The organism is Vagococcus sp. 211 (genome assembly GCF_056322705.1).
Genome location: NZ_CM150475.1, coordinates 237105 through 259183, shown reverse-complemented (window position 1 = coordinate 259183; position 22079 = coordinate 237105). Strand labels below are relative to the sequence as shown.

Annotated in this window: 22 protein-coding genes and 1 pseudogene; 13 read left to right on the top strand and 10 right to left on the bottom strand. The window is 36.4% G+C overall.

Annotation, left to right across the window (positions count from 1 at the left end; all coding sequences use genetic code 11):
* Positions 1-158: 158 nt before the first annotated feature.
* Positions 159-1655, top strand: coding sequence for a glutamate/gamma-aminobutyrate family transporter YjeM (gene yjeM / locus ACVWM0_RS01340; protein WP_476472860.1), 1497 nt, complete (start codon positions 159-161; stop codon positions 1653-1655).
* Between the two features lie 47 nt (positions 1656-1702).
* Here yjeM and ACVWM0_RS01335 read toward each other — a convergent pair whose 3' ends face one another.
* Positions 1703-3640, bottom strand: a complete 1938-nt coding sequence (locus tag ACVWM0_RS01335) for an ABC-F family ATP-binding cassette domain-containing protein (protein WP_476472859.1) — start codon at positions 3638-3640, stop codon at positions 1703-1705.
* 191 nt (positions 3641-3831) lie between these two features.
* Between ACVWM0_RS01335 and ACVWM0_RS01330 the strand changes: the two genes are divergently transcribed.
* Entirely contained in the window at positions 3832-4467 is a 636-nt protein-coding gene (locus ACVWM0_RS01330) for a redox-sensing transcriptional repressor Rex (RefSeq protein WP_476472858.1), read from the top strand.
* A 33-nt stretch (positions 4468-4500) separates the two neighbouring features.
* Here ACVWM0_RS01330 and ACVWM0_RS01325 read toward each other — a convergent pair whose 3' ends face one another.
* Positions 4501-5139, bottom strand: a complete 639-nt coding sequence (locus ACVWM0_RS01325; RefSeq protein ID WP_476472857.1) for a lysostaphin resistance A-like protein — start codon at positions 5137-5139, stop codon at positions 4501-4503.
* Positions 5140-5317: 178 nt separating this feature from the next.
* Here ACVWM0_RS01325 and groES point away from each other — a divergent pair, with 178 nt between their 5' ends.
* The 4 genes and pseudogenes from groES (at position 5318) to ACVWM0_RS01305 (ending at position 9701) form a co-directional block, all read left to right on the top strand.
* Positions 5318-5602: a co-chaperone GroES gene (gene groES / locus ACVWM0_RS01320; protein ID WP_476472856.1), complete on the top strand. Its 285-nt coding sequence runs from the start codon at positions 5318-5320 to the stop codon at positions 5600-5602.
* 23 nt (positions 5603-5625) lie between these two features.
* Positions 5626-7251 carry a chaperonin GroEL gene (gene groL / locus ACVWM0_RS01315; RefSeq protein WP_476472855.1) on the top strand — a complete coding sequence of 542 codons (1626 nt, stop codon included), beginning with the start codon at positions 5626-5628 and terminating at the stop codon, positions 7249-7251.
* A gap of 133 nt (positions 7252-7384) precedes the next feature.
* A complete protein-coding gene (locus ACVWM0_RS01310; RefSeq protein ID WP_476472854.1) occupies positions 7385-8044 on the top strand; it encodes a lysostaphin resistance A-like protein in 660 nt (219 codons plus the stop codon).
* 532 nt (positions 8045-8576) lie between these two features.
* A pseudogene (locus ACVWM0_RS01305) lies at positions 8577-9701 on the top strand (IS3 family transposase).
* A 20-nt stretch (positions 9702-9721) separates the two neighbouring features.
* Here ACVWM0_RS01305 and ACVWM0_RS01300 read toward each other — a convergent pair.
* Positions 9722-10579, bottom strand: coding sequence for a S41 family peptidase (locus ACVWM0_RS01300; protein WP_476472853.1), 858 nt, complete (start codon positions 10577-10579; stop codon positions 9722-9724).
* Between the two features lie 98 nt (positions 10580-10677).
* Here ACVWM0_RS01300 and ACVWM0_RS01295 point away from each other — a divergent pair, with 98 nt between their 5' ends.
* Together ACVWM0_RS01295 and ACVWM0_RS01290 are read left to right on the top strand one after the other, a co-directional pair.
* Positions 10678-11196: a GNAT family N-acetyltransferase gene (locus tag ACVWM0_RS01295; RefSeq protein WP_476472852.1), complete on the top strand. Its 519-nt coding sequence runs from the start codon at positions 10678-10680 to the stop codon at positions 11194-11196.
* Positions 11197-11208: 12 nt separating this feature from the next.
* Positions 11209-11784 carry a hypothetical protein gene (locus tag ACVWM0_RS01290; RefSeq protein ID WP_476472851.1) on the top strand — a complete coding sequence of 192 codons (576 nt, stop codon included), beginning with the start codon at positions 11209-11211 and terminating at the stop codon, positions 11782-11784.
* Positions 11785-11813: 29 nt separating this feature from the next.
* Here ACVWM0_RS01290 and ACVWM0_RS01285 read toward each other — a convergent pair whose 3' ends face one another.
* The 3 genes from ACVWM0_RS01285 to ACVWM0_RS01275 all read right to left on the bottom strand — a co-directional run bounded on the left by ACVWM0_RS01285 (position 11814) and on the right by ACVWM0_RS01275 (position 13783).
* Positions 11814-12905, bottom strand: coding sequence for a hypothetical protein (locus ACVWM0_RS01285; protein ID WP_476472850.1), 1092 nt, complete (start codon positions 12903-12905; stop codon positions 11814-11816).
* Complete coding sequence (locus tag ACVWM0_RS01280; protein ID WP_476472849.1) at positions 12889-13419, bottom strand: RNA polymerase sigma factor; 531 nt, start codon at positions 13417-13419, stop codon at positions 12889-12891. Before ACVWM0_RS01280 ends, ACVWM0_RS01285 begins: the two co-directional genes overlap by 17 nt.
* Positions 13420-13519: 100 nt before the next feature.
* On the bottom strand, positions 13520-13783 hold the full coding sequence (locus ACVWM0_RS01275; RefSeq protein ID WP_476472848.1) for a hypothetical protein: 264 nt from the start codon (positions 13781-13783) through the stop codon (positions 13520-13522).
* Positions 13784-13967: 184 nt separating this feature from the next.
* Here ACVWM0_RS01275 and ACVWM0_RS01270 point away from each other — a divergent pair, with 184 nt between their 5' ends.
* The 3 genes from ACVWM0_RS01270 to ACVWM0_RS01260 all read left to right on the top strand — a co-directional run bounded on the left by ACVWM0_RS01270 (position 13968) and on the right by ACVWM0_RS01260 (position 15733).
* On the top strand, positions 13968-14432 hold the full coding sequence (locus ACVWM0_RS01270) for a hypothetical protein (RefSeq protein ID WP_476472847.1): 465 nt from the start codon (positions 13968-13970) through the stop codon (positions 14430-14432).
* Positions 14432-15175 carry a DUF6681 family protein gene (locus ACVWM0_RS01265; RefSeq protein WP_476472846.1) on the top strand — a complete coding sequence of 248 codons (744 nt, stop codon included), beginning with the start codon at positions 14432-14434 and terminating at the stop codon, positions 15173-15175. The genes ACVWM0_RS01270 and ACVWM0_RS01265 overlap by 1 nt, the downstream gene beginning before the upstream one ends.
* 99 nt (positions 15176-15274) lie before the next feature.
* On the top strand, positions 15275-15733 hold the full coding sequence (locus ACVWM0_RS01260) for a GNAT family N-acetyltransferase (protein WP_476472845.1): 459 nt from the start codon (positions 15275-15277) through the stop codon (positions 15731-15733).
* A gap of 267 nt (positions 15734-16000) precedes the next feature.
* Here ACVWM0_RS01260 and ACVWM0_RS01255 read toward each other — a convergent pair whose 3' ends face one another.
* The 4 genes from ACVWM0_RS01255 to ACVWM0_RS01240 all read right to left on the bottom strand — a co-directional run bounded on the left by ACVWM0_RS01255 (position 16001) and on the right by ACVWM0_RS01240 (position 19553).
* A complete protein-coding gene (locus tag ACVWM0_RS01255) occupies positions 16001-16447 on the bottom strand; it encodes a DUF4829 domain-containing protein (protein ID WP_476472844.1) in 447 nt (148 codons plus the stop codon).
* 56 nt (positions 16448-16503) lie between these two features.
* The gene (locus ACVWM0_RS01250) at positions 16504-17154 is read right to left on the bottom strand and encodes a DUF421 domain-containing protein (RefSeq protein ID WP_476472843.1); all 651 of its coding nucleotides are present in this window, start codon (positions 17152-17154) and stop codon (positions 16504-16506) included.
* A 6-nt stretch (positions 17155-17160) separates the two neighbouring features.
* Positions 17161-17607, bottom strand: a complete 447-nt coding sequence (locus ACVWM0_RS01245; protein WP_476472842.1) for a DUF3290 family protein — start codon at positions 17605-17607, stop codon at positions 17161-17163.
* A 191-nt stretch (positions 17608-17798) separates the two neighbouring features.
* Positions 17799-19553 (bottom strand): flavocytochrome c, encoded by a 1755-nt coding sequence (locus ACVWM0_RS01240; RefSeq protein ID WP_476472841.1) that lies wholly within the window; start codon positions 19551-19553, stop codon positions 17799-17801.
* 164 nt (positions 19554-19717) lie between these two features.
* Between ACVWM0_RS01240 and ACVWM0_RS01235 the strand changes: the two genes are divergently transcribed.
* Positions 19718-21349, top strand: a complete 1632-nt coding sequence (locus ACVWM0_RS01235; protein WP_476472840.1) for a histidine kinase — start codon at positions 19718-19720, stop codon at positions 21347-21349.
* Complete coding sequence (locus tag ACVWM0_RS01230; RefSeq protein WP_476472839.1) at positions 21330-22061, top strand: response regulator transcription factor; 732 nt, start codon at positions 21330-21332, stop codon at positions 22059-22061. Before ACVWM0_RS01235 ends, ACVWM0_RS01230 begins: the two co-directional genes overlap by 20 nt.
* Positions 22062-22079: the final 18 nt, after the last annotated feature.

Genomic DNA, 22079 nt, shown 5'->3' with positions numbered 1-22079 from the left:
AATTAAGACTACAGCCATAACTACCTAACAGTTTAATAAACAAACAGCTAGAAAACAGTAAAAAATATCTCATTTTACTGTTTTTTTGCTAGTTTTGGCCAGTTCTTTGATACCATTAATAAGATATTATAAATAAAACATCCTTTAGGAGGAATTGTATGTCCAAGCAAACTAAAAAGCTAAGTCTGTTTAGTTTAGTATTAATGATTTTTACATCTGTTTTTGGTTTTGGGAATGCTCCTGTTGCATTCTACCGCATGGGGTATGGTGCTATTATTTGGTACGTCCTTGCGGCTCTTTTATTCTTTATTCCCTTTGCATTAATGATGGCAGAGTATGGCTCAGCCTTCAAACATGAAACAGGAGGCATGTACACATGGATGGAAAAATCCATTGGTGCCAAATATGCTTTTGTTGGTACCTTCATGTGGTATACCTCTTATATTATTTGGATGGTAACGATTGCTAACAAAGTATTCATTACCTTGTCAACAACGTTCTCAGGGTATGACAACACTGGAACTTGGTCGTTCTTACAGTTGAACTCCACCCAAACTGTTAGTATGTTAGCCATTCTATTTATGTTAGTGGTAACTTTCTTTGCCGCCAAAGGTTTGGACCAAATAACCAAAATTACCACAGTTGGTGGTGTGGCTGTTATGTCCCTAAATGTTATTCTACTTATTGCCAGTGCGGTTATTTTAATCGGGAATGGCGGGCAATTAGCACAACCCATCGAAGGAGCAGCATCCTTTATTAAATCGCCAAGTCCTATGTTTAACACCCCACTATCAGTGGTTTCTTTCTTGGTTTTTGCTGTCTTCGCTTATGGCGGGCTTGAAGCCGTTGGGGGATTAGTAGATAAAACGGAAAACGCAGAAAAAACATTTCCTAGAGCTATCATCCTCTCTGCTTTAATCATTTCTGTTGGTTATGCTGTGACAATTTTTCTTTGGGGAATCTCAACTAACTGGCAATCTGTCTTAGGTGGGGATTCTGTTAACTTAGGTAATATTACTTACGTGTTGATGAATAATTTAGGGTTTGAATTTGGTAAAGCTATTAATTTATCTGAAGCTACAGCGATTACTGTGGGACATTGGTTTGCTCGTTTTACAGGGTTAAGCATGTTTCTAGCCTATCTAGGTGCTTTTTTCACCTTAATCTATTCACCACTTAAAGCCATTATCGAAGGAACACCAAAAGGTTTATGGCCTGAGCGTTTTGTTAAGAAAAATCACAACGATATGCCTGAGTTCGCTATGTGGGTTCAATGTGGTTTGGTTGTCTTCATTATTTTCATTGTGGCCTTTGGTGGTCGTGGGGCTCAGAATTTTTATAACATTTTAACCTTGATGTCAAATATTGCTACGGCAATTCCTTATGTCTTTATGGCGAGTGCTTTTCCTGCCTTTCGACGCAAACAAGACATTGATCATTCTTTTACCTTATACAAAAACAAAGCACAGTATCTTACAGCAACCATTATAGTGGTTGGTGTGACTGGTTTTGCTATTCTATTTACCCTAGTAGAACCCTTGTTTAGACCTGAGGGGGCTGTATGGAGCGAAACTCTTTGGCAAGCGGCAGGTCCTGTCCTGTTTTCAACGCTTGCTTTGATTTTATTTACCCGTTATGAAAAAAAACAAAAATAATCTCACAAAAACGCCTGAATTGCTATGACGCAATCCAGGCGTTTTTTTTAAAATTCTTCTATCATTAAAGAGGCCGTTTCCCATTCTTCATACAACTGTTCTTGTTTATCGTAAGCCTCGTTTAATGTATCGTTTAATTGTTGTAAGATCACATGATCCTCTAAGTTCTTCGGCTGCTCCATGTCCCGTTGAATGTCGTTAATGGTTACCTCGATCACACTTAGTGCTTCCTCTAGACTCTCCACTTGTCGCTCCAAGCTTCGTAGCTCTCTCTGACGTTTCTTATCCATTTCAAAATGTCTTTTAGTATCTGTGACAGAACTATCTATCTGTTGTTCTGCTTGCTCGGTCAACGCTTTGACTTGTTCTTCTTCGAATTTTTTTTCTAGGTAATAATCATAATTACCATGATACAATTTGCTACCTGCTTCTGATAATTCCACAACGCTTGTGGCAATTCGGTTGATAAAGTACCTATCATGGGACACAAACAAAATAGTCCCTTCATAATCAATTAAGGCATTTTCTAGAACTTCTTTACTGTCAATATCCAAATGGTTGGTCGGCTCATCTAGTATCAAGAAGTTATCTTGCTTCATGGACAATTTAGCCAGTGCCACCCGTGCTTTTTCTCCCCCACTCAGCAATGGAATGGTTTTTTGGACATCTTCACCTGAAAATAAAAAACTGCCTAATACGGTTCTAATTTCCTTTTCTGGTACCGTACGGTGTTCGTTCCATAATTCCTCTAACACCGTTCTTGTAGAATGCAATTGGGCTTGTTCTTGATCGTAATACCCCACCTCTACGTGATGCCCTAATTGAGACTCTCCCTTAACAAATGGGATATCTCCAATAATAGATTTCAATAAGGTTGATTTACCTACTCCGTTTGGTCCGACTAATGCGATTGCTTCTTGTCGCTTCATTGAAAACGTAACAGGTTCACACAACACTGTATCATCATAACCAATGGCCCCATTCGTAATCTCTAACACATCTTTCCCTGATGGTCGCTCCACACCAAATAAGAAATGAGCAGATTTTTCATCTCCTTGTGGGCGCTCAATGCGCGTCATTTTATCCAATTGTTTCCGTCTACTTTGAGCTCTTTTCGTTGTTGAGGCTCTCACAATATTTCGAGCCACGAAATCCTCTAATTTATTAATCTCAACTTGTTGTTTCTCAAACTCTTTCCACTCTTGTTCTAAACGCTCTTCTTTCAACGCCAAATACTTACTATAATTTCCTTTATAACGGTAAGATTTGTGATGACTAATCTCATACACTTCTTTGACAATCTTGTCCAAGAAATAACGGTCATGGGATACCATCAATAAGGCCCCACGGTATCCTTGAAGATACCCTTCTAACCAGTCTAATGTATCAATGTCCAAATGGTTCGTGGGCTCATCCAAAATAAGTAAATCTGGTTTTTCTAACAGTAATTTAGCTAAAGCTAAACGTGTCTTTTGTCCCCCAGAAAGTGTACTAATTTCTCGGTCATAAAACTCATCTGTGAATCGAAAACCATGTAACACTGATTTCAGTTCTGACTCGTAACCATAACCATTCATGTCACCAAATGTGTGTTGCAGGCTATCGTATTCATTTAAGACTTGTTCGTACCTTTCCTTATCTTGTTGAATCGTTTCTTCTGAAATAAGAACGGTTAATTCTTCAATACGTTTCTCCATTTTTTTTAAAGGAGCATAGACTGTCATCATTTCATCCCAAATGGTTTTTGACGACTCTAACCCTGTGTGTTGTTCTAAATAACCTAATGTTAACTCTTTTGTTTTTGTAATGGTTCCTTTATCTGGTTCTTCAACTCCAGCTAGCATCTTTAATAGCGTTGATTTACCAACACCATTACGCCCAACCAAAGCGATGCGACTGTTATCTTGTACTTCCAATTGTATGTTATCAAATAACACCTCGTCACCAAATAATCTGGCCACGTGATTTGCTTGTAGTAATATCATTTTGATGTCCACCTTTTATATTCTGAAAACAGTTTATCACATTTCGGTAATAAATAGAAAAAAGTAACGTGACTCTTTGTTCAAGCTAGGCGTATAAATTGCTTTTATCAGGTACTAACGGTATTCTATTAAAGTGAAGTTTATAACTTGTTAAGGGTTATTTAGTTAAATAAGTAAAGGGGATTTTATAAATGAAAGAGGCGACTATTCCTAAAGCGACAGCAAAAAGGCTACCGCTTTATTATAGATATTTAAAATTTTTATTTGATTCAGGTAAAACGAAAGTATCGTCTACTGAATTAAGTGAAGCAGTGAAAGTTGACAGTGCAACTATTAGACGAGATTTCTCTTATTTTGGAGAACTAGGCAAACGTGGCTACGGTTATGATGTAGAAAGCTTAATGAATTTCTTTGCAAAAACATTAAACGAAGACAAATTAACCAACGTTGCTCTAATTGGTGTCGGTAACTTAGGACATGCTTTACTAAACTACAAATTCCACCAAAGTGACAGCATTCGTATTAGTGCTGCCTTCGATGTCAATCAAGATATCGTGGGACATATCTTAGAAGGCGTTCCTGTCTATTCTGCCAATGATATGGTAGATCAAGTTAGAGAACAACACATCGAAGTGGCGATTTTAACAGTACCAACTGCCGTAGCACAAGAAAACGCTGAACTTTTAGTTGAAGCAGGGGTTAAAGGCATTATGAACTTTACTCCGGTTCGCTTAAACGTACCAGAATCTGTTCAAATTCAAAACGTTGATTTAACTAATGAGATGCAAACACTGATTTATTTCTTAAATCATTATAAAGGTGAATAAAAACGAGCACAGACTTTGTTAGTCTGTGCTTTTTTATATGTGTGACAATTGAATTAACATCACAATGCTATTCATGCCGATATGAACAATCATCGATGTTGCGATGGTTTGGGTTTGTCGGTACAACCAACAAAAGAAAAAGCCTAAACCTGTATAGAGGAAGTAATGGCCATCCTGATGAAGCAGCGCAAACATAACAGAACTTAGTAACGCACTCATTAGCCAAGGCAATTTTTGTTGAAACAGGTGAAGCAAGCTAAACCGAAAGACTAATTCTTCCATAATAGGTCCTGCGACAGTTACTGCTAAGATGAACCAAGGGGACGTCTTAACTAAAAGGACAATGGCTTCAGTATTGGGTGACGTACTATTTGAGTACCCTATCATTTGTTCTAATTTAAGTAACACCAGTTGCAACAATAGTGCTAAAACAATCCCACTTATGCCATATCCACCCACTCTTATCCAGTCCTTCTTGTCTGTTAATGGTGCGTCTTCTTTTTCTGTTATTTGGTACACCTTCAATAAAAGAATCGCTCCGACTAAGTAACTCAGTGCCGCTAGATTCAATCCCCCTTTAGTACTTAAACCAACCAACATAAAAAAGGAACGGCTCATTAAAGTGCATAAATAAAAAAAGAGGGTGTACACTGTATTCTTCTTAAGAGTCATCGTGATCCTTCCTTTCTTTCTTTCTTTCTATAGAGTAACACACCCACATCTTGACAAAAAGAAGAAGCTCTATCATTTTTCTTGCATAAACAAACGAAACTCGTTATTATATAAGAGTGAGTTAGCACTTGATAATGTTGAGTGCTAAAAAATTAATTATATTATGGAGGGATATTCATTGTTAAAACCATTAGGAGATCGTGTCATTATTGACGTTAAAGAAGTTGAGGAAACATCAGTTGGTGGACTTATTCTAACTGCTGCTTCTAAAGAAAAATCTCAAACAGGTGAAGTTATCGCTACTGGTGATGGACGTACCCTTGAAAACGGGACAACACTACCTGTTGCTGTTGAAGTTGGGCAGACAGTCATGTTTGAAAAATATGCAGGACAAGAAGTCACTTACAACGGAAAAGATTATTTAATCGTACATGAAAAAGATATTATCGCAATCGTTCAATAAAATAAAAAGGGTGGAATGACATAATGGCAAAAGATATTAAATTTTCTGAAGACGCACGCGCCTCTATGATGCGTGGTGTGGATACATTAGCTGATATTGTAAAAGTAACATTAGGACCAAAAGGACGTAATGTTGTTTTAGACAAATCATTTGGTTCTCCTTTAATTACCAATGACGGGGTTACTATTGCTAAAGAAGTGGAACTTGAAGATCGTTTTGAAAACATGGGTGCTCAATTAGTTGCTGAAGTAGCCTCTAAGACAAACGACATCGCAGGAGATGGAACAACCACAGCGACTGTTTTAACGCAAGCCATCGTTCGTGAAGGCCTTAAAAACGTCACTGCTGGTGCCAACCCAATTGGGATTCGTCGTGGGATTGAATTAGCGACAAAACAAGCAGTTGAAGCGTTACACGAATTATCTCAACCAGTTAACTCTAAAGAAGCCATTGCACAAGTTGCTGCTGTATCATCTGGTAGTGATACGATTGGTGAGTTAATTTCTGAGGCTATGGATAAAGTCGGAAACGACGGCGTTATTACAATCGAAGAATCTAAAGGGATTGAAACAGAATTAGATGTGGTTGAAGGAATGCAATTTGATCGTGGTTATTTATCTCAATACATGGTAACTGACAACGATAAAATGGAAGCCGTTTTAGAGAGCCCCTACTTATTAATTACGGATAAAAAAATCTCTAACATTCAAGATATTTTACCGTTATTAGAACAAATTCTACAACAAGGTCGCCCATTATTAATCATTGCTGATGATGTAGATGGCGAAGCTCTACCAACTCTTGTATTAAATAAAATCCGCGGAACATTCAACGTGGCCGCTGTTAAAGCTCCTGGCTTTGGTGACCGTCGTAAAGAAATGTTACAAGATATCGCAACCTTAACGGGTGCAACAGTGATTACTGAAGAACTTGGACTAGATTTAAAAGATACAACCATCGAAGCCTTAGGTACAGCTAGCAAAGTGGTTATCGATAAAGACAATACAGTCATTGTTGAAGGTGGCGGAAACAAAGAAGCCATTGACAACCGTATCGGTCTAATCCGTTCTCAAATCAGCGAAACAACGTCTGATTTTGACCGCGAAAAATTACAAGAACGTCTAGCTAAATTAGCTGGTGGTGTGGCAGTTGTTAAAGTCGGAGCAGCAACTGAAACAGAATTAAAAGAATTAAAATTACGCATTGAAGATGCTTTAAATGCAACACGTGCTGCCGTTGAAGAAGGGATTGTCCCTGGTGGTGGTACTGCCTTTGTTAATGTCTTAGATTCACTAAAAAGCATTGAAGCTGAAGGCGATGAAGCAACAGGTGTTAGCATTGTCCTACGTGCTTTAGAAGAACCTGTTCGTCAAATCTCAGAAAATGCTGGCATGGAAGGGTCTGTCATTGTTGACAAATTAAAACAAGCAGACGCAGGCATTGGTTACGATGCTAAATCAAACCAATGGGTAAACATGATTGAAGCTGGTATCGTGGATCCAACTAAAGTAACCCGTTCAGCTCTACAAAATGCAGCGAGTGTCGCAGCTCTACTTCTTACAACAGAAGGTGTTATTGCTGACCGACCTGCTCCAGATATGCCTCCTATGCCAGGCATGGACCCATCAATGATGGGCGGTATGATGTAAATTCTTTAAAAGACTTACGTTGATATAAAAGGAACCACATGAGAGTTTTGTTCTCATGTGGTTTTTTGATGTGGGTTGTGATGTAAATTCACTTAATTTAGTATGGTATAATGATTTTCTAAAGGAGGTTTATATGAATAAAATCAAGTTGTTTCTTTTAGCTATTTTTCTTTTTGTAATGAGCCAATCAGGAACTCTATTATCAGCGTACATAACAATAGAGCTATCTCCAAACATATTAAACACTTCATTACTTGCTTTATTTTTCATTTTTTTAATCAGTTGTTTCTTATTCATATCAACTAAATTAAATTTGAAAAGTAATTTAACAAAATCAGATATTAAGTATGTATTTATGACACCTATTGCTATTTTTGTTATCAACGTTGTTACAAAGGCTTTATTTAATATAACTGATAATTCACAAAATCAAGAAGCTATTCTATCAGATATTTCAAAAGGATTTATACCTGTAAGTTTGGTTCTTTTGACAGCCCCATTATTCGAAGAAATAATTTTTAGGGGAATAATTTATCAAAAAATATTCAATAAAAATATTATAGGACTACTTATTCAAGCTTTTTTATTCTCTTTACCACACATACTACCTGATATTTTAGGTGGTACATTTCATTTAGCTTTCTTTTTACAATATTTTATACCTGCTATCATTTATGCATTGGTTTACAAAAAAACAAATAAGCTGGAAATCCCTATATTAGCTCACTTTGTTAATAATGCTTTACCTATAGTTTTACTTAGCATCATGATAACTTTTAAAATACCTTTATAGTTTAAATGTTTAAACCACATGAGATTTTTCGTTTCATGTGGTTTTTTTGATATGTAATGTGATGTTAAACTTTACAGTCTAAGTGTTCGATATGAATCAAAACCATGTTTATTCAGGGTACTCTCAATTTCTTCAACTAGCATTTTATGACTAGGTTCTTTCTTAATCTCTTCAATTATTTTTCCTAGAGTTTCTTGATTTTTGAATACTATTTTAGCAATATCAACTCTTAAACTATTGTAATTATTACCTTTCCTAACTATTTCAAGTGTATTTTCCCAGTCATCAAGATTACTTACAGAAACTTTTTTCCATATCTTTATAGGTAATTGGATAGTCTTCTGAAATCAAATCAGGGTTATTAAAATATTTAGAATCATTATGGGCATGAAATTTATTTCTTTGTTTAGTCATATTTTCTAATATTGGAACTATTCTTTCGTATCTCCAATTTGGTGTTAGTATCAAATCCTAGACAACTTTTCGTAGAGACAGAAATATATTAAACTTATCTACGAGAGGATGATTTTTTATGACCCGATACGAAGAAGATTTTAAACGAATGATTGTAGAACTTAATCAAACTGGACGTTCAGTTCGTGGTTTAGCGAAAGAATATGGCATATCTGAAGCAACTATTTATAAATCGAAAAATTTATATGTACCAAATCAATCCACGGGATTGACTGGAAAAGAAACAGCGGAATTAAGGAAAGAAAATACCCGTTTAAAGGAGGAATTAGAAATCTTAAAAAAAGCCGCTGCCATATTCTCTCGAAAAATCTAAAGTCAATTGTTCAATTTATTGAAAGATGGTGTACCAAACACACTGTTTCTTTGTTGTGCCGTTTATTAGAAATCCCTAGAAGCGTCTATTATTTTTATAAAAATAAATCTCTGACAGCTACAGAAATTAGAAATAACAAATTAAAAAAGAAAATTTCAACCATCTTTTTTGATAGTAAACAGCGTTATGGCGCAACTAAAATACATCAAATGATGTTAAAAGAAGGAATTTCAGTATCGCTTAAACATGTCCAAAAATTAATGAAACAATTAAGTTTAAAATCAATTGTTGTCAAGAAATATAGACCTCAATTATCTAATAAACAAATTATTTCAAAAGAAAATATTTTAAATCAAAACTTCTCTACTAAAAATATCTGTGAAAAGTGGTAGCTGATATCACCTACATTCCAACAAAGAAAAATGGTTGGTGTTACCTATCTTCGATTATGGATTTACATACCAAAAAATTATTAGCTATACTTTTTCAAAACGTATGACAGTAGATTGTGTTTTAAAGACTTTAAATCAAGCTAAACAGCGTTATGACATTCCAGAAGGAATGATTCTACATACTGATTTAGGCAGCCAATATACCTCCTCAGAATATGAAGAATGGTTAACAACAAATAAAATAAGACATTCCTATAGTCGTAAAGGAACGCCTTATGATAACGCAGGGATTGAATCATTTCATGCTTCATTGAAGAAAGAAGAAGTTTACACAACAAGCTATTTAGATTTTGAAGAAGCGAATCAAGCCTTATTTAGTTATATTGAAGGGTTTTATAACCGTAATCGAATCCATAGTTCGATTAACTATTTAACACCACATGAATTTGAAATACAAGAAAAAATTAGAATGGCTTAATTGTCTCTACAAAAATGTGTCTAAGATATTGACTTAGATCCAGATGTATAAAACAGCATGGTTGCAGAGGCGTACGTTTCACCGTCACTCACTTGTTGGTATACTTTTTCAATGTCGTAAGCCCCGTTGTATAAAGATTGCGTTAATTGATTCGCATAATCAGAATTGCCACCTACATTTCCACGAACATCGAATATAATCTCTTCACATCGTGATAAATCGTTCACATAAGCGTAAAAATTATCTACGATTCTATCAGACATAAAATGGGGCAACGTGACGAGTGCTTTATTTCCAATTTTTTGAAGAGTGATTCCCTCTTCCTCACACCACACGTCACCAATTATTGGCGTCCCAGTTTGGTTAATCGTCTCCGTGGTGAAAGGTAGCACCACTGTTTCCCCCGTGTTTAAGACAATTCTATAGCTCAATTCTGGCGTCCAAAAACAACTGTCTTGCTGATAATAATGGAGAGAGAGATTAATGCTATTTTTCCAATAATGTTCGCTGATTTTTTGGATAAATAATCCACTAGCTTCACCGTTAATGGTTTTAATCCCTTTAAAGCAATAAGAATGATACATGTCTAAAGAATGTTCCATGACTAATTCATCCTGGATAACTCTAAAAGAACAGGGTGGATGCAGCCTATTTTGCTTATTTCTCGGTAAAAAAATTAAGGTATGACCATCGTTTAACGTCCCACTCACTTTCATTAATCCTTTAAAAAAATCAATCTCACTCGTATCTTCTGTCACACTGTGAAACAGACGAAAACAGTCCTTCTCCCATTGCGATACACTCTCATCAGTCCAATAAGGAAACAAATTTAATCCTTGATAGTACATCGTCATAATATCCACTAGTTTATCGTACATCCAGTCCAGCCCTTTCTTCTTTTTATCAAGTATTTCCTCTTTGAACATGATAAACTGTCATTAACTTATACTAACTATTATAGCAAAGGAGACGTCATATGACACTTAACGTTAGAAAAGGCACCTTAGAGGATATAACTGCGGTGATGGCACTGTTAAAACAAAGTCAGCAACAACTTACTCTATCCGGATCACCCCAATGGTCTGGAAAAGATGGTCCACAAGAAGAAGAAATACGGACTCATATCTTAAACCAGCGTCTTTACGTCTTCTTGATAGAAGACACCTTGTTAGGAACAGCAGTAATGACGGATATACCTGAAACTGCCTATGATACCATCACGTTCGGAGCCTGGGAGAAAAAAGAAATACCTTATCTTTCGATTCACAGATTTGCTATCGCCCCAGAAGAAAATGGGAAAGGCTACGCTAAACTCTTTTTAACCCTTCTGCTTCAAATCGGTAAACGACAAGGCTATAAGGATATTAGAATTGATACGCATCCTGTGAATCACAGCATGCAACGTGTCATATTAGCAAATGATTTTTTATTCAAAGGTGTCATACAATTACCTATAGCTAACGGCGAACGTTACGCCTATCAATGGACGAATTAAGGAGGAACCATTATGAACGATTACCAGCTTGCCTATGGTTTTTTAAATGGTAAAACAACGCCAGATATCGCTGATTTACTTTACAAAGAAGACTATTTTTTAACCCATTACACAGAAGAAGAGATCACCTGTACCCTCACTGAATACATTATTGATTACTTACCTGAACCCATGACGTTCAGCGAGATTTATTTTTATGAATTTGACCACGATCATAGTGCAACAAATATTAAATGGCGTCAAAACCGTGAACGCTATACTGAACAGTTTCGACGTACCATTATGACTCTTTTAGGGTACCAGACAGAGGTGTATATTGATTCTTCCTCTTACACTGATTTAGAATCCCCTCATATTTTAAAGATAAATAACACACTAGAAGATATTCACGTCCTAGACGAAGTGTTACTAGGTAGTCTACATGAATTTTACAGCTCACTGATTCTTTTACCTAAGCAAGAGACCTTTCTTTTTTGTGGTGCGTGCCATTTAAATGTCCACACCAATAATCAAGCGTTTCTCCATTTGTTAGAAAGAATTGTGACTGCCAACGGTCTCTATCTAAGAAAAAAAGCAAGCGATGAGTAAGAACTAATTACCCGTCGCCTGCATTGTCTTTATTTTTCTACGTCCTTTAACCTCACCTCTCCAATAACCGCTTCATCCTTACCTTGTGTCACAACTAATTTTAAATCAGATACGTCATGACCGTTCGTTGTAATAGGTAAATACCCTCTGATTGTCTGGTTGTCTAGATGAAAGCTATCCGTACGATAGGTCCGTCCTTTATTATCAAGAACATAAAAATGAATCAGTTCTAATTCTTCATTCATTAAGGATGGGACATCAAACGAAACATATAAGTAGGTTGAGGTTAAAAAGGACTCATTCAACCTGATATCCCCTGTTTCGTTTGTCCCCACCATTTGTATGACCTCGTCTTCTTTTTGAACGCTCTCTACTGGGATATGCCAAGGGCCTTTTATTGTTTTTGCTTCTTTGCCATCTCCTCTCCCAACATACAGTTCATCAATCTCGATGATGGCGCCTTTTAATTGAGGAAATTGTCCTGTTTTTGCATTAAGAAGTCCCTCATCTCCCCACGTGTATTCAGTCGCTCCAATAAACGTTTGATTTCCCTTTAATGTATGACTCTCTTCACTCTTCTCAAAGCTTGTATCCATCTTTTCAAACCCTAATTGTGTGGGATAATTAACATAGTCTGATAAGTCATTGAGTGATTCAAAAACATAAGTCCCGTCTCCATTTTTCACTCTGAATGACATATTCATAAAGTCTACTTTATCAACCTTTGTTCCCTCTTGAAACATTATTTCATAATCAAAGGCAAAGGATTGTCTCGTGCTTAATACTTTCGTCACAGTGACGGTGACATCATTTGCTGTGACACTTGAATCATTGCCTTTCCATAAATCAGTAGAAACATCTTGACGCCAACTAGATGTAAAGCCTAACATTTCATTAATGGCTCCCAACACTTGTTTATTCGTGAAAATGACAAACAATAATGGGATAACCACCAACGCTGTAGGTAATGACCATCTCTTCATTTTCTTGATGGGTCTTTCTACCAGGGGTTCCTTCAACATACTTTGGTAGGTCTTATCCAACGTTATCCTGGTTTCCTTTGACATGTCCGGTGTATGCTTTAGTCTTTTTTCTATTTCTTTATCAATGGCTTGTTTCACGATATACGCCTCCTGTCTCCTCTATTAAATAGTGCTTCAATTGTTCTTTGGCTCTTGATAACCTAGATTTAACTGTTCCTTCTGATATGCCTAGTATCTCACTAATTTCTTTAATCTTAAAACGAGAATAATAAAATAAAATCAGTGTAACTTGATGCTTTTCATCTAGGGCATGAATTAAATCTAGAAACTCAATGTATGCCAAATCATTCTGACAATCGTGACTCTCCCGTGTTTCTAATACATTTTTTTCTGCCTGATTAATCCAGCTATAACATTCGTGAATCATAATTCGGCAAATCCAAGTATTAAAATAACTGGGCTCCTTCAATGTTCCTAGCTTTTCATAAGCAATAAGAATCGTGTTCTGTAACACATCTGCCACATCATCATCGTTTTTCAGAATATTATACGCTGTACCGTACAGGACGTTTTCGTATTCTTTAATCAGGCGAACAAAAGCTTCATTGTCACCCTTTTGAGCACGCTTGACCAATCGTTTGTTTGATACCACTAAGTGTGACCCCCTTCTCTATATACTAATTAGAGGAATAAATCATGAAAAAAGTTCCCTGTTAAAAAAAAATAACCTAAATACGATGATTAGGTTATTTTTACTTGTAACTATTATTTAAAGCAATGAAAAAAATAAGGAAGATAAGAACTATGACACCTAAAAAGATGGATGGGTAGACAAACCAACTTCTTTCTTCTTTTTGTGATAGCCATTTGGTGTATAATACAAAACCAATCAAACAAAGAAAATAAATCCCCGTACCAAACCCTGCTAGATCATACCTACTAACCCCTGTAAATAAACGCAGTAATAAATACCCACTAATTAATGCGTAGACATACCATGTTATTTTCTTAAACATAGCGCACCTCTTCTTTTTTATTTACCTTTATCATAAAGCCTTTTTATCTTCCTTTCCAGCTTCTTTTTTTAACTTAAGAAAATGCTAAGAGCTCTTTCACAAAAAATTCATGTTATCTTTCTCTTTTTTTTCACTTATCTATGATATGGTTACTAATAGAGACCATATAAAAGGAGACGAGAAAATGCCGAAGAAAAAAATTGTTGCACCTTTCTTAAAACCAGCTGCTATTTTGGGTATTGCACTGAGTATTTCTGCAACAACGGCTGTTGTGGATAGTAAGAATTTTAAAGCACCGAAAGAACCTAAGACAGAAGAGACTATCACCACTGAAAGTAGCGTAATCCAGAAAGAAACACCCCCTACTAGTGATGAGGAAATGCCTTCAAAAAATAAAACAGAACGCTCTAGTGAACCTGAAGAGAACGCTCTAGATAAAACAAAAGACACGGAGCAAGAAAAAGAAGATAACAATCGTCCGAATCAAAACGTGACTCCACCAGCGAAAGACACAGACAAACAGCCCTCTGGTGACGTCAATTCTGAAGCACCTGTTGAGGAACAACCGACAGAAGAGAGTAAAAGTCCAGACATAAATGATGCAGCTCCTCAAAAAGATGCTGATTTAGCAACAGGAGGGGATAAATAATGTCGACCTTATTAGACTTAGTACTAAACAATATTTCTAAATTCTTAAGCTACTTAAACATTAATATTAGAATCCAAAACAAAATTTTTACCGTTGTTAGTGTGTTTCCCACTCTTTATATTTTACGGATTGTACGCGGGTACTTCCGTAATGACAACTATGTCCGTGGAGTCATATATTTAATGATTTTCATCGTTCTGGTGTATTTCATTATCCTTAATTTCTTTTATTACTTTAGAGAAAAGAAAGTTAAATGGGATGTGACAAACTTCATTGAAGACATTGTGCCTGAAGATTTAACCTTCCAAGCGATAGATGCCACAACTGGTAAAAAAACAGGTGAGTTGATTGGCCTTAATGTGCCTCTTGTTTTCAATGAAGACAGTGATATTATCATTGAAGAAACCATGGAGCACCTAATAAAAAACAATAGCATTCCAGTAAACATCTTAGCCGATGATGTCTATCAAGTGGAAAAATTCACGTTGATTCCTTATTACAAAATAAGACATCAAGAGCTCTTTATAGGATACGATCTACGACACATGTCTTCTGTGGCCACACTGGATTTACCTGAACACGAAGAAGAGTTAATTCCTTTAGGTGTCTTCGTTCTAGGTGGTGCGTATCAAAAAGATGGCATTGTTTACAAAGAGCCTTATGATATCCAACTACGTGTCAAGCACTCTGAACCAATCAAAAGCCTAGAAGAAGCTCCTATGACACGTCGAAAAGCCAATTAATCATTGGCTTTTTTTATTTTGACTTTCATTCTTATCCGTTTTACGTTATTCTAATAGTGATTAGACTATGAGGATACATACAGAAAGGACCAACCCATTATGAACCATTTTTCACACCCTAAATTTTTAGAGATTACAATTAAATTATTAAATGAAGCTGCCAATAAAGCAGACCTTGACACTTTTTTACAACAAGAATCTATTGATAGTTTAACTGAATTAACTACGAGTTTTGATCCTAGTACGTCATTATTCGAAACAACTAATAAACAATACTTCTATGGTATTTGGAACGATAACCAATTAGTGGGTATTATTAACTGGTTAGAAGAAGATGAAAAAGAACTAGCAACCATCAAACATTTTATTTTAGATGCACAATACCGTTACGTTGGGTTAGCCAACTTACTGTACGATGCTTTAGAAAAAACAGCCATGGAAACAGGTATCACAACAATCCAAGTAGCCAAACAACCAATGGACAAAGCTTCTCTTGTCTTCTGGGATAAGCATGATTACGTTGCAACAGACAACATGTTAACAAAAACATTAAGCTAAGCAAAAAGACCATCAGAAAGGCTCTAACAATCTGATGGTCTTTTTTCTATATAAAAAAAGGCCCTAGCCTCTGCTAGGACCTAAAAAGGAGTTGTTTTATTTACTTTGGAGGAGTAAATAAAATGAAAAAGTTTGTTTGGGTTGTTTTGTTGGTATACCTATATAATAACCACAAATTGTGAAGGTTTTGTGATTCACTTGATGCCTTTTTATGAAGATTATGATAACTAAAACTTAAGACAACAAACAGCTCTTCACTAATATCTGTTAAATCCCTTGATCCACCACTCGCCACGGACTGCTAGCGTTCTCTCTTGATAAGACGAATTGCCAATTTTTTACTGTATTCCCTTTACCTAAACTCGTTTGGTCAAACGGACCTGTTTTAAACGTGCTCTCAAAAATAATGACATTGTTTTGCACAAACTCTTTGTCGTCACTCTCAGTATTATACCGACGGGTCACTTCTTCTTCATAGAAGGTCTCATCAAAACAGAGTTGCGTTAAATTGGCGCCTTTCCAGTCCTTTTTGAAGGTCTTAAGCACAGTGCTCACAGCATCCGTCATTTCTTCCTTTGAAAAATAAGGAGAAGCCTCTAACTCGATTTCCACTTCATTAGTATGTCCCACGACAGTCATAAAAAAGAAGGTCACAACCACCATCAACACACTACTCACTACTAATACAAGCCATGCTTGTTTCTTACACTTCAACGAATCACCTCTTTTTAAAAAGGTACTATTTTTCACTTTTTCTGTCAACTGATACCCTACACCTCACCATTAGTACTCTTTTCATACACACTAAGGACCAGATTTCCGTTAATGAATTCACCTAGATACACATTTGATATGACTTCTTTTTGTTTCTTTATCTCATCTTCTAACCATGCTGTATCCTTATCTAACATATCTAAAATATCCGTATTAACGAACCCATTCGTAATTAAAGGAAAACGGGCACTCTCTTCCCCGTATTGAATAATGGTTAATTGTCCGTTTTGTTCTTGAATAGCCCTCTTCACCTGTCTAGTATCATAGATATTAGCCGACCTTAACTTGAACATCAAATCACTCGCAGAGATGCCTTTTTTAGCACATTCATCCACTAAGACTTCCCCATTCTTAATCAAAGTCGTGGGCTGTCCATCTATTAATCTCTTAACAAAGCCCACATTCTCTTTCAAATATTTAAACAAAGTCACCCAGAAAGTCCAGATAATTAAGACTAAGATAAATTGCAACACACTGATTTGATTATTATAAATAACCCCTCCAATAATTCCCCCAAGAACAAAATTTTGGAGTTGGTCTAAAGAAGAACTTGGTGCTAGGTTTGCTTTTCCTAATAAATTCATTTGCATGATCAAAGCCATAATACCAACAGCTAATTTCAGCGCCACTTGTAAGTAATCATTCATCTCGTCCTACTCCTTTATTTCATTAATCGTGTCATTGATTAAGAACGTCTCTTCTAATTTATAAGAACTAAAATCACTGTTCAAATTGACTTGATAATAATCCTCTTTGATTTTAATGAGCATCTCGTCTTTAACTACTTTAGCGTTCACCATCAAGTCACGTGGTGATACATCTTGACTTCTTGCCATATTATCTAAAAATACCACCATTTGAGAGGAATTGTCTTGATTGGTTTTTCCCACTTCAAATTTATTTATTTGCATCCCTACTTGAAATAAAATAACCAAAGAAATAAGAATCACCAAATCCCTGTATTTGCGTTTCTCTCGGCTATTGTATTGTTTTAAAATAAGAACAAGCAACAATACTAGTAAACCACTAAGTAAACCAAACTTTAATAGGTTACTATGTTCTGATTGATTAATAAAATATTGATACGAGTAAAAATCCATGTGTCGCGCCTCCTAAATATCTCTTATTGCCATTGTAGTCTCTTTCCCCCTTCTTTTCAATTTTACTTAAAAAGTCTCTTATCTTATTCTGGAATAACGACAACACAAAAAAAGAGGCTAGCTATTACACTAACCTCTTCAAAGAATGATTCTTATGTAAAATAAGTTAACTACTTGTTCACAATAATCACTTATTTAGCAACTTCTTGACCAGCGATACGACCAAAGACAATAATATCTGTGATAGCATTCCCTCCTAGACGATTGCTACCATGAATGACACCTGTTAATTCTCCTGCAGCATACAGGCCTGGGATAGCTTTTCCATCTTTGTCTAGCACTTCCGTTTTATCATTAATAACAAGACCACCCATTGTATGATGAACAGAAGGGGCTGCTTTTTCAATGTAATATGGCCCTTTTTCAAGGGATACTAATTTGCCACGGTGATTAAAGTCTTTGTCTTTACCGTCTTTCGCGTATTGATTAACTTTTTTGACTGTTTCTTCCAATTGTTTCACATCAATATCAAAAAAGTCTGCTGCTTCTTCTAATGTGTCTGCTTTAACAATCAATTTTTGTTTTAGTAATTCATTGTACTCTGCTTCATGTACTTCCAATGTTCCTGAAATATCATTAATGGCATCGTTCCATAGTTGATACGTATAACCACCTGTTTGTTCTAAAATAGCATTAGAAATCACATCACGGCGTTCTAACTCTTCCACAAATCGTTTACCTTCTTGATTAATCAAGATAGCACCATCAAAACGAGTGTCTGCTAATAATGAGATCACTCCTGTTTCCGGATTACAGATTGGGTAGGTTTGGATACTCTCCATGTTTGTAATGTCAGCTCCCACTGCTTCTGCCATCACAATACCATCTCCTGTAGAACCTTCTGTCACAGTAGACATATAACTTTCATCCATCTTTTTGTTGTATTTTTTACGCATCTCAACATTCGAACCAAAACCACCTGTTGTTAATACAACACCATCTTTTGCATGATACGTAATGGTTTGACCCTCTTTATTCTCAGCTGTCACACCTGTAATACGGTCATCTTCTTTGACCAAATCTTTAGCTGTGGTGTTCAGTTTGATTGGAATCTCTAGTTCATCTGCTTTTGCTCTAAATTTAGTAATGACTTCTTGTCCAGTATGGCCTTCAGGTATTAAGGCACGTTTATATGAGTGTCCTCCGAATTGGAATAACTGATCTTCTAGAAACTTAACCTTGATATCATCTCTTAACCATTCAGCTGCAGGCAGTGCATTCTCAGTCATGACTTCAATCATATGTGGATCCCCTAATTTGTCTCCGCCTTTAATGGTATCTTCTGCCATTTTTTCTGGCGAGTCTCCTTTAATCTCTAACTTTTCTTGTACCCAGTTATTTGGTACGTTCATTTCAGCACCTGAGATTAAGGTGTTGCCCCCAACAGCAGGCATTTTTTCTAAAAGAACCACTGATTTACCGGCTTCTTTTGCTTCAATCGCTGCACTAAATCCAGCGCCTCCAGACCCTACAACAACAACATCAAAGGTTTGGTCTTCCTCTTCTTTAGCTGTTTCTTTTTTGTCTCCTTTTTTAGCAGCAGCAAGTGTGATACCTGATTTTTTAATCGCATCTTTCACGGCTTCAATATACCCATCGCTTGTTGCTGTCGAGCCTGTGACACTGTCAACTTCTGTTGTATTGTCAGTCACTATAGCCGCTTGTAATTCTTCGTAAACAGGTTCTGCTAATACTTTATTTTCATCATGATTCAAGACCTTAATGTCTTCTATTTGATTGTCTTTCAGGGTGACTGATACTTTAATTTCACCATGTTTCCCGGTTCCAACACCTTCAAAACTTTCACTTTTCCCTTGACCTGCACCGCAAGATGCTAACAATACCACTGCAAACAAGCCAACCAAACTACGTCTAAATTTCTTCATTTTCTTCTCCCCCATACATGATATACTGACTGGTAGTAAGATTTATTTCTACTACTTATAATGTGAATTATATAACAATACAAGATTTTGTCTGTACACAAACCCGTTTTTTCTTGCACATATCGGTTTATTGTTACATTATTCACTAACTATTGAGGTGACCTATGTTAAAAACCATCAAACAAAAAGTCTTACTTGGACTTTTGACCTTATTTCTTGTTCTATTCTTATTTTTATATCTCGTGATTCATTACGAAATGCGTCAGACTTTATTGCCAATCAACACAGAATTAACACAACAAGTCGTTGATAACAAAAGCAAAGAAATAAATGACTGGTTCAGTGAACGGATCAGTGAAGTCGCAACCCTCGCTGATTATGCCTCCCGGAGAGATCTAGACACAACGGATTTTTTTATTGAGACTAAAGCACTTGAACAGCGACGCCATGATATTTATGAGTCCATTCGATTAGTAGATACTGACGGGATGTCTCATTCCTGGATTACACCACCCTTTTCAATTGTTGAAAGGCCCTATTACCAAAAAATAACACAAGAAGGCTCTTTGAAATATAGTATTAGTAATGCCCTGCATTCAAAAGAAGCGAAGCAAGATATCATTATCATTTTATACACATTGGATCAACCAACCACAGATAACATGCAGTACATCGCAGCTGCCGTATCTGTGAATCAAATGAAACGTATGACACAAGAATTAGATATGTATGACGGAGTGGGGACCTTAGTGAATGAGCACAAACAGACCGAACTCCCTTCCTTTAGATGGGTTCCTAATAAAACCTTGCGCTTCACAGGAGATATCCCTCTACTCCCAGAATGGCAAATTACCTATGAAGTCAGCCAAGCCCGGTTACTGAGAACCAGTTTACACATACAGAAGCTCCTTTACTGGGTATTATCTATCTTAATGTTAGCTATTTTTTTCTTTTTTCTCTTTCAATTAGATATCTTAATTAAACCAATTGAGTCACTGACGCGGACCATGACTCGGGTGTCTGATGGGGAAAGTGAGTTACGGGTGCCTGTGACATCTAATGACGAAATCGGAGTGTTGTCCCATCAATTTAATACTATGTTAGACTCCTTATCCCTAGCAGAACAAGAGAAAGCAAAGTATCATGTTCGTCTCTTACAAGAGCAAGTGAAGCCTCATTTTCTATACAATACATTAAATACCATTCAATGGTTAGCCGCTTCCGGTGACATGGACAAAGTAGAACAAATGATTCAATCTCTCAGTAACTATTTTAGACGCGGACTAAATGACGGCAACGATTGGTCGAGTCTTGAAAATGAACTCAGTCATGTGGAGAGCTATCTTGCGATACAAGGCATACGATATGACCGCAGGGTGTTGATGATAACACGGGTGCCAGAGGACTTACTTTCTTGTCCTGTTCCTCATTTTATACTGCAACCAATTGTAGAAAACGCCCTCTATTACGGTATTCGGCCAAATGAAGAAGAGCAACATACTATCACCATCACGGCTTATCAAGATGAGCAACATATCATCATACACATAGATAACACGGGTGATCTCCCAACTGCGGAGACCATTCATGCTATTAACGCCTTTTTAGACGGAGACGAAGACAAAAGACAAGCTGTTGGATTCGGGTTATTCAGTATCCATTCACAGCTTACTTATGCATACAAAGAGCAGGCCTCTATTCGCATGTCTCTTCACCAACAAATGTGCCGAATCACACTCACTGTACCGCTACACCAAGAAGAAAAGGAGAGCACGGATGAAACTATTAATCATTGATGATGAACCTATTTTTAGACGTGGCCTAACTAACGTCGTTGAAACCAATCAACCTTTCATTCAGCGCATCTTTCAAGCAGGAACTGCTAAAGAAGCTTTAGCTATTGCGAGTCAGGAAAGAGGCTTAGACGTGGCTTTTGTGGATATCAATTTACCAGATATGAACGGCCTTGATTTGGCAAAAAAAATAAAAGCCATGCATCCCGCTATTTTAATCACTATGATTAGTGGTTATGATGATTTTAACTATGCTAGACAAGCCATTCAGTTACAGGTATTTGACTACTTATTAAAACCTTTGGCTCCCTCAGATATTAACCAGTTATTGCTAAAAATTGAAGAAGAATTAAGACCTGTACCACACTCAAATAAAACAAAAGACATTCCTAAGCTTTGTCTATCTGCCATTACAACCATAGAGGAACAGTATGCTAACCCTGAATTAACGCTGAATTCTGTGGCTAATACTCTTTTCGTTGACCCTTCCTATCTCAGCAAACAGATAAAGAAACACACAGGAAAAACCTTTAATGAATACTTAACTGGGATACGTATAACCAGAGCAAAAGAATTATTACAACAACCCGCATTGCCCTATTCCATTCAAGTAATTGGCGAAAAAGTTGGCTATAGTAATCCTCATTATTTTAGCCGACTTTTTAAGCAACACATGGGGCAATCCCCTTCAGAATATAAAGATAACCACTTATAAAACAATAGAAAAAGAGGA

What these genes read in the sequence shown, in the direction of transcription:
- yjeM (WP_476472860.1), top strand. Translation starts at nt 159, where the DNA reads ATGTCCAAGCAAACTAAAAAGCTAAGTCTGTTTAGTTTAGTATTAATG.
- ACVWM0_RS01335 (WP_476472859.1), bottom strand. Translation starts at nt 3,640, where the DNA reads ATGATATTACTACAAGCAAATCACGTGGCCAGATTATTTGGTGACGAG.
- ACVWM0_RS01330 (WP_476472858.1), top strand. Translation starts at nt 3,832, where the DNA reads ATGAAAGAGGCGACTATTCCTAAAGCGACAGCAAAAAGGCTACCGCTT.
- ACVWM0_RS01325 (WP_476472857.1), bottom strand. Translation starts at nt 5,139, where the DNA reads ATGACTCTTAAGAAGAATACAGTGTACACCCTCTTTTTTTATTTATGC.
- groL (WP_476472855.1), top strand. Translation starts at nt 5,626, where the DNA reads ATGGCAAAAGATATTAAATTTTCTGAAGACGCACGCGCCTCTATGATG.
- ACVWM0_RS01310 (WP_476472854.1), top strand. Translation starts at nt 7,385, where the DNA reads ATGAATAAAATCAAGTTGTTTCTTTTAGCTATTTTTCTTTTTGTAATG.
- ACVWM0_RS01300 (WP_476472853.1), bottom strand. Translation starts at nt 10,579, where the DNA reads ATGTACGATAAACTAGTGGATATTATGACGATGTACTATCAAGGATTA.
- ACVWM0_RS01295 (WP_476472852.1), top strand. Translation starts at nt 10,678, where the DNA reads ATGACACTTAACGTTAGAAAAGGCACCTTAGAGGATATAACTGCGGTG.
- ACVWM0_RS01290 (WP_476472851.1), top strand. Translation starts at nt 11,209, where the DNA reads ATGAACGATTACCAGCTTGCCTATGGTTTTTTAAATGGTAAAACAACG.
- ACVWM0_RS01275 (WP_476472848.1), bottom strand. Translation starts at nt 13,783, where the DNA reads ATGTTTAAGAAAATAACATGGTATGTCTACGCATTAATTAGTGGGTAT.
- ACVWM0_RS01270 (WP_476472847.1), top strand. Translation starts at nt 13,968, where the DNA reads ATGCCGAAGAAAAAAATTGTTGCACCTTTCTTAAAACCAGCTGCTATT.
- ACVWM0_RS01265 (WP_476472846.1), top strand. Translation starts at nt 14,432, where the DNA reads ATGTCGACCTTATTAGACTTAGTACTAAACAATATTTCTAAATTCTTA.
- ACVWM0_RS01260 (WP_476472845.1), top strand. Translation starts at nt 15,275, where the DNA reads ATGAACCATTTTTCACACCCTAAATTTTTAGAGATTACAATTAAATTA.
- ACVWM0_RS01250 (WP_476472843.1), bottom strand. Translation starts at nt 17,154, where the DNA reads ATGAATGATTACTTACAAGTGGCGCTGAAATTAGCTGTTGGTATTATG.
- ACVWM0_RS01245 (WP_476472842.1), bottom strand. Translation starts at nt 17,607, where the DNA reads ATGGATTTTTACTCGTATCAATATTTTATTAATCAATCAGAACATAGT.
- ACVWM0_RS01240 (WP_476472841.1), bottom strand. Translation starts at nt 19,553, where the DNA reads ATGAAGAAATTTAGACGTAGTTTGGTTGGCTTGTTTGCAGTGGTATTG.
- ACVWM0_RS01235 (WP_476472840.1), top strand. Translation starts at nt 19,718, where the DNA reads ATGTTAAAAACCATCAAACAAAAAGTCTTACTTGGACTTTTGACCTTA.
- ACVWM0_RS01230 (WP_476472839.1), top strand. Translation starts at nt 21,330, where the DNA reads ATGAAACTATTAATCATTGATGATGAACCTATTTTTAGACGTGGCCTA.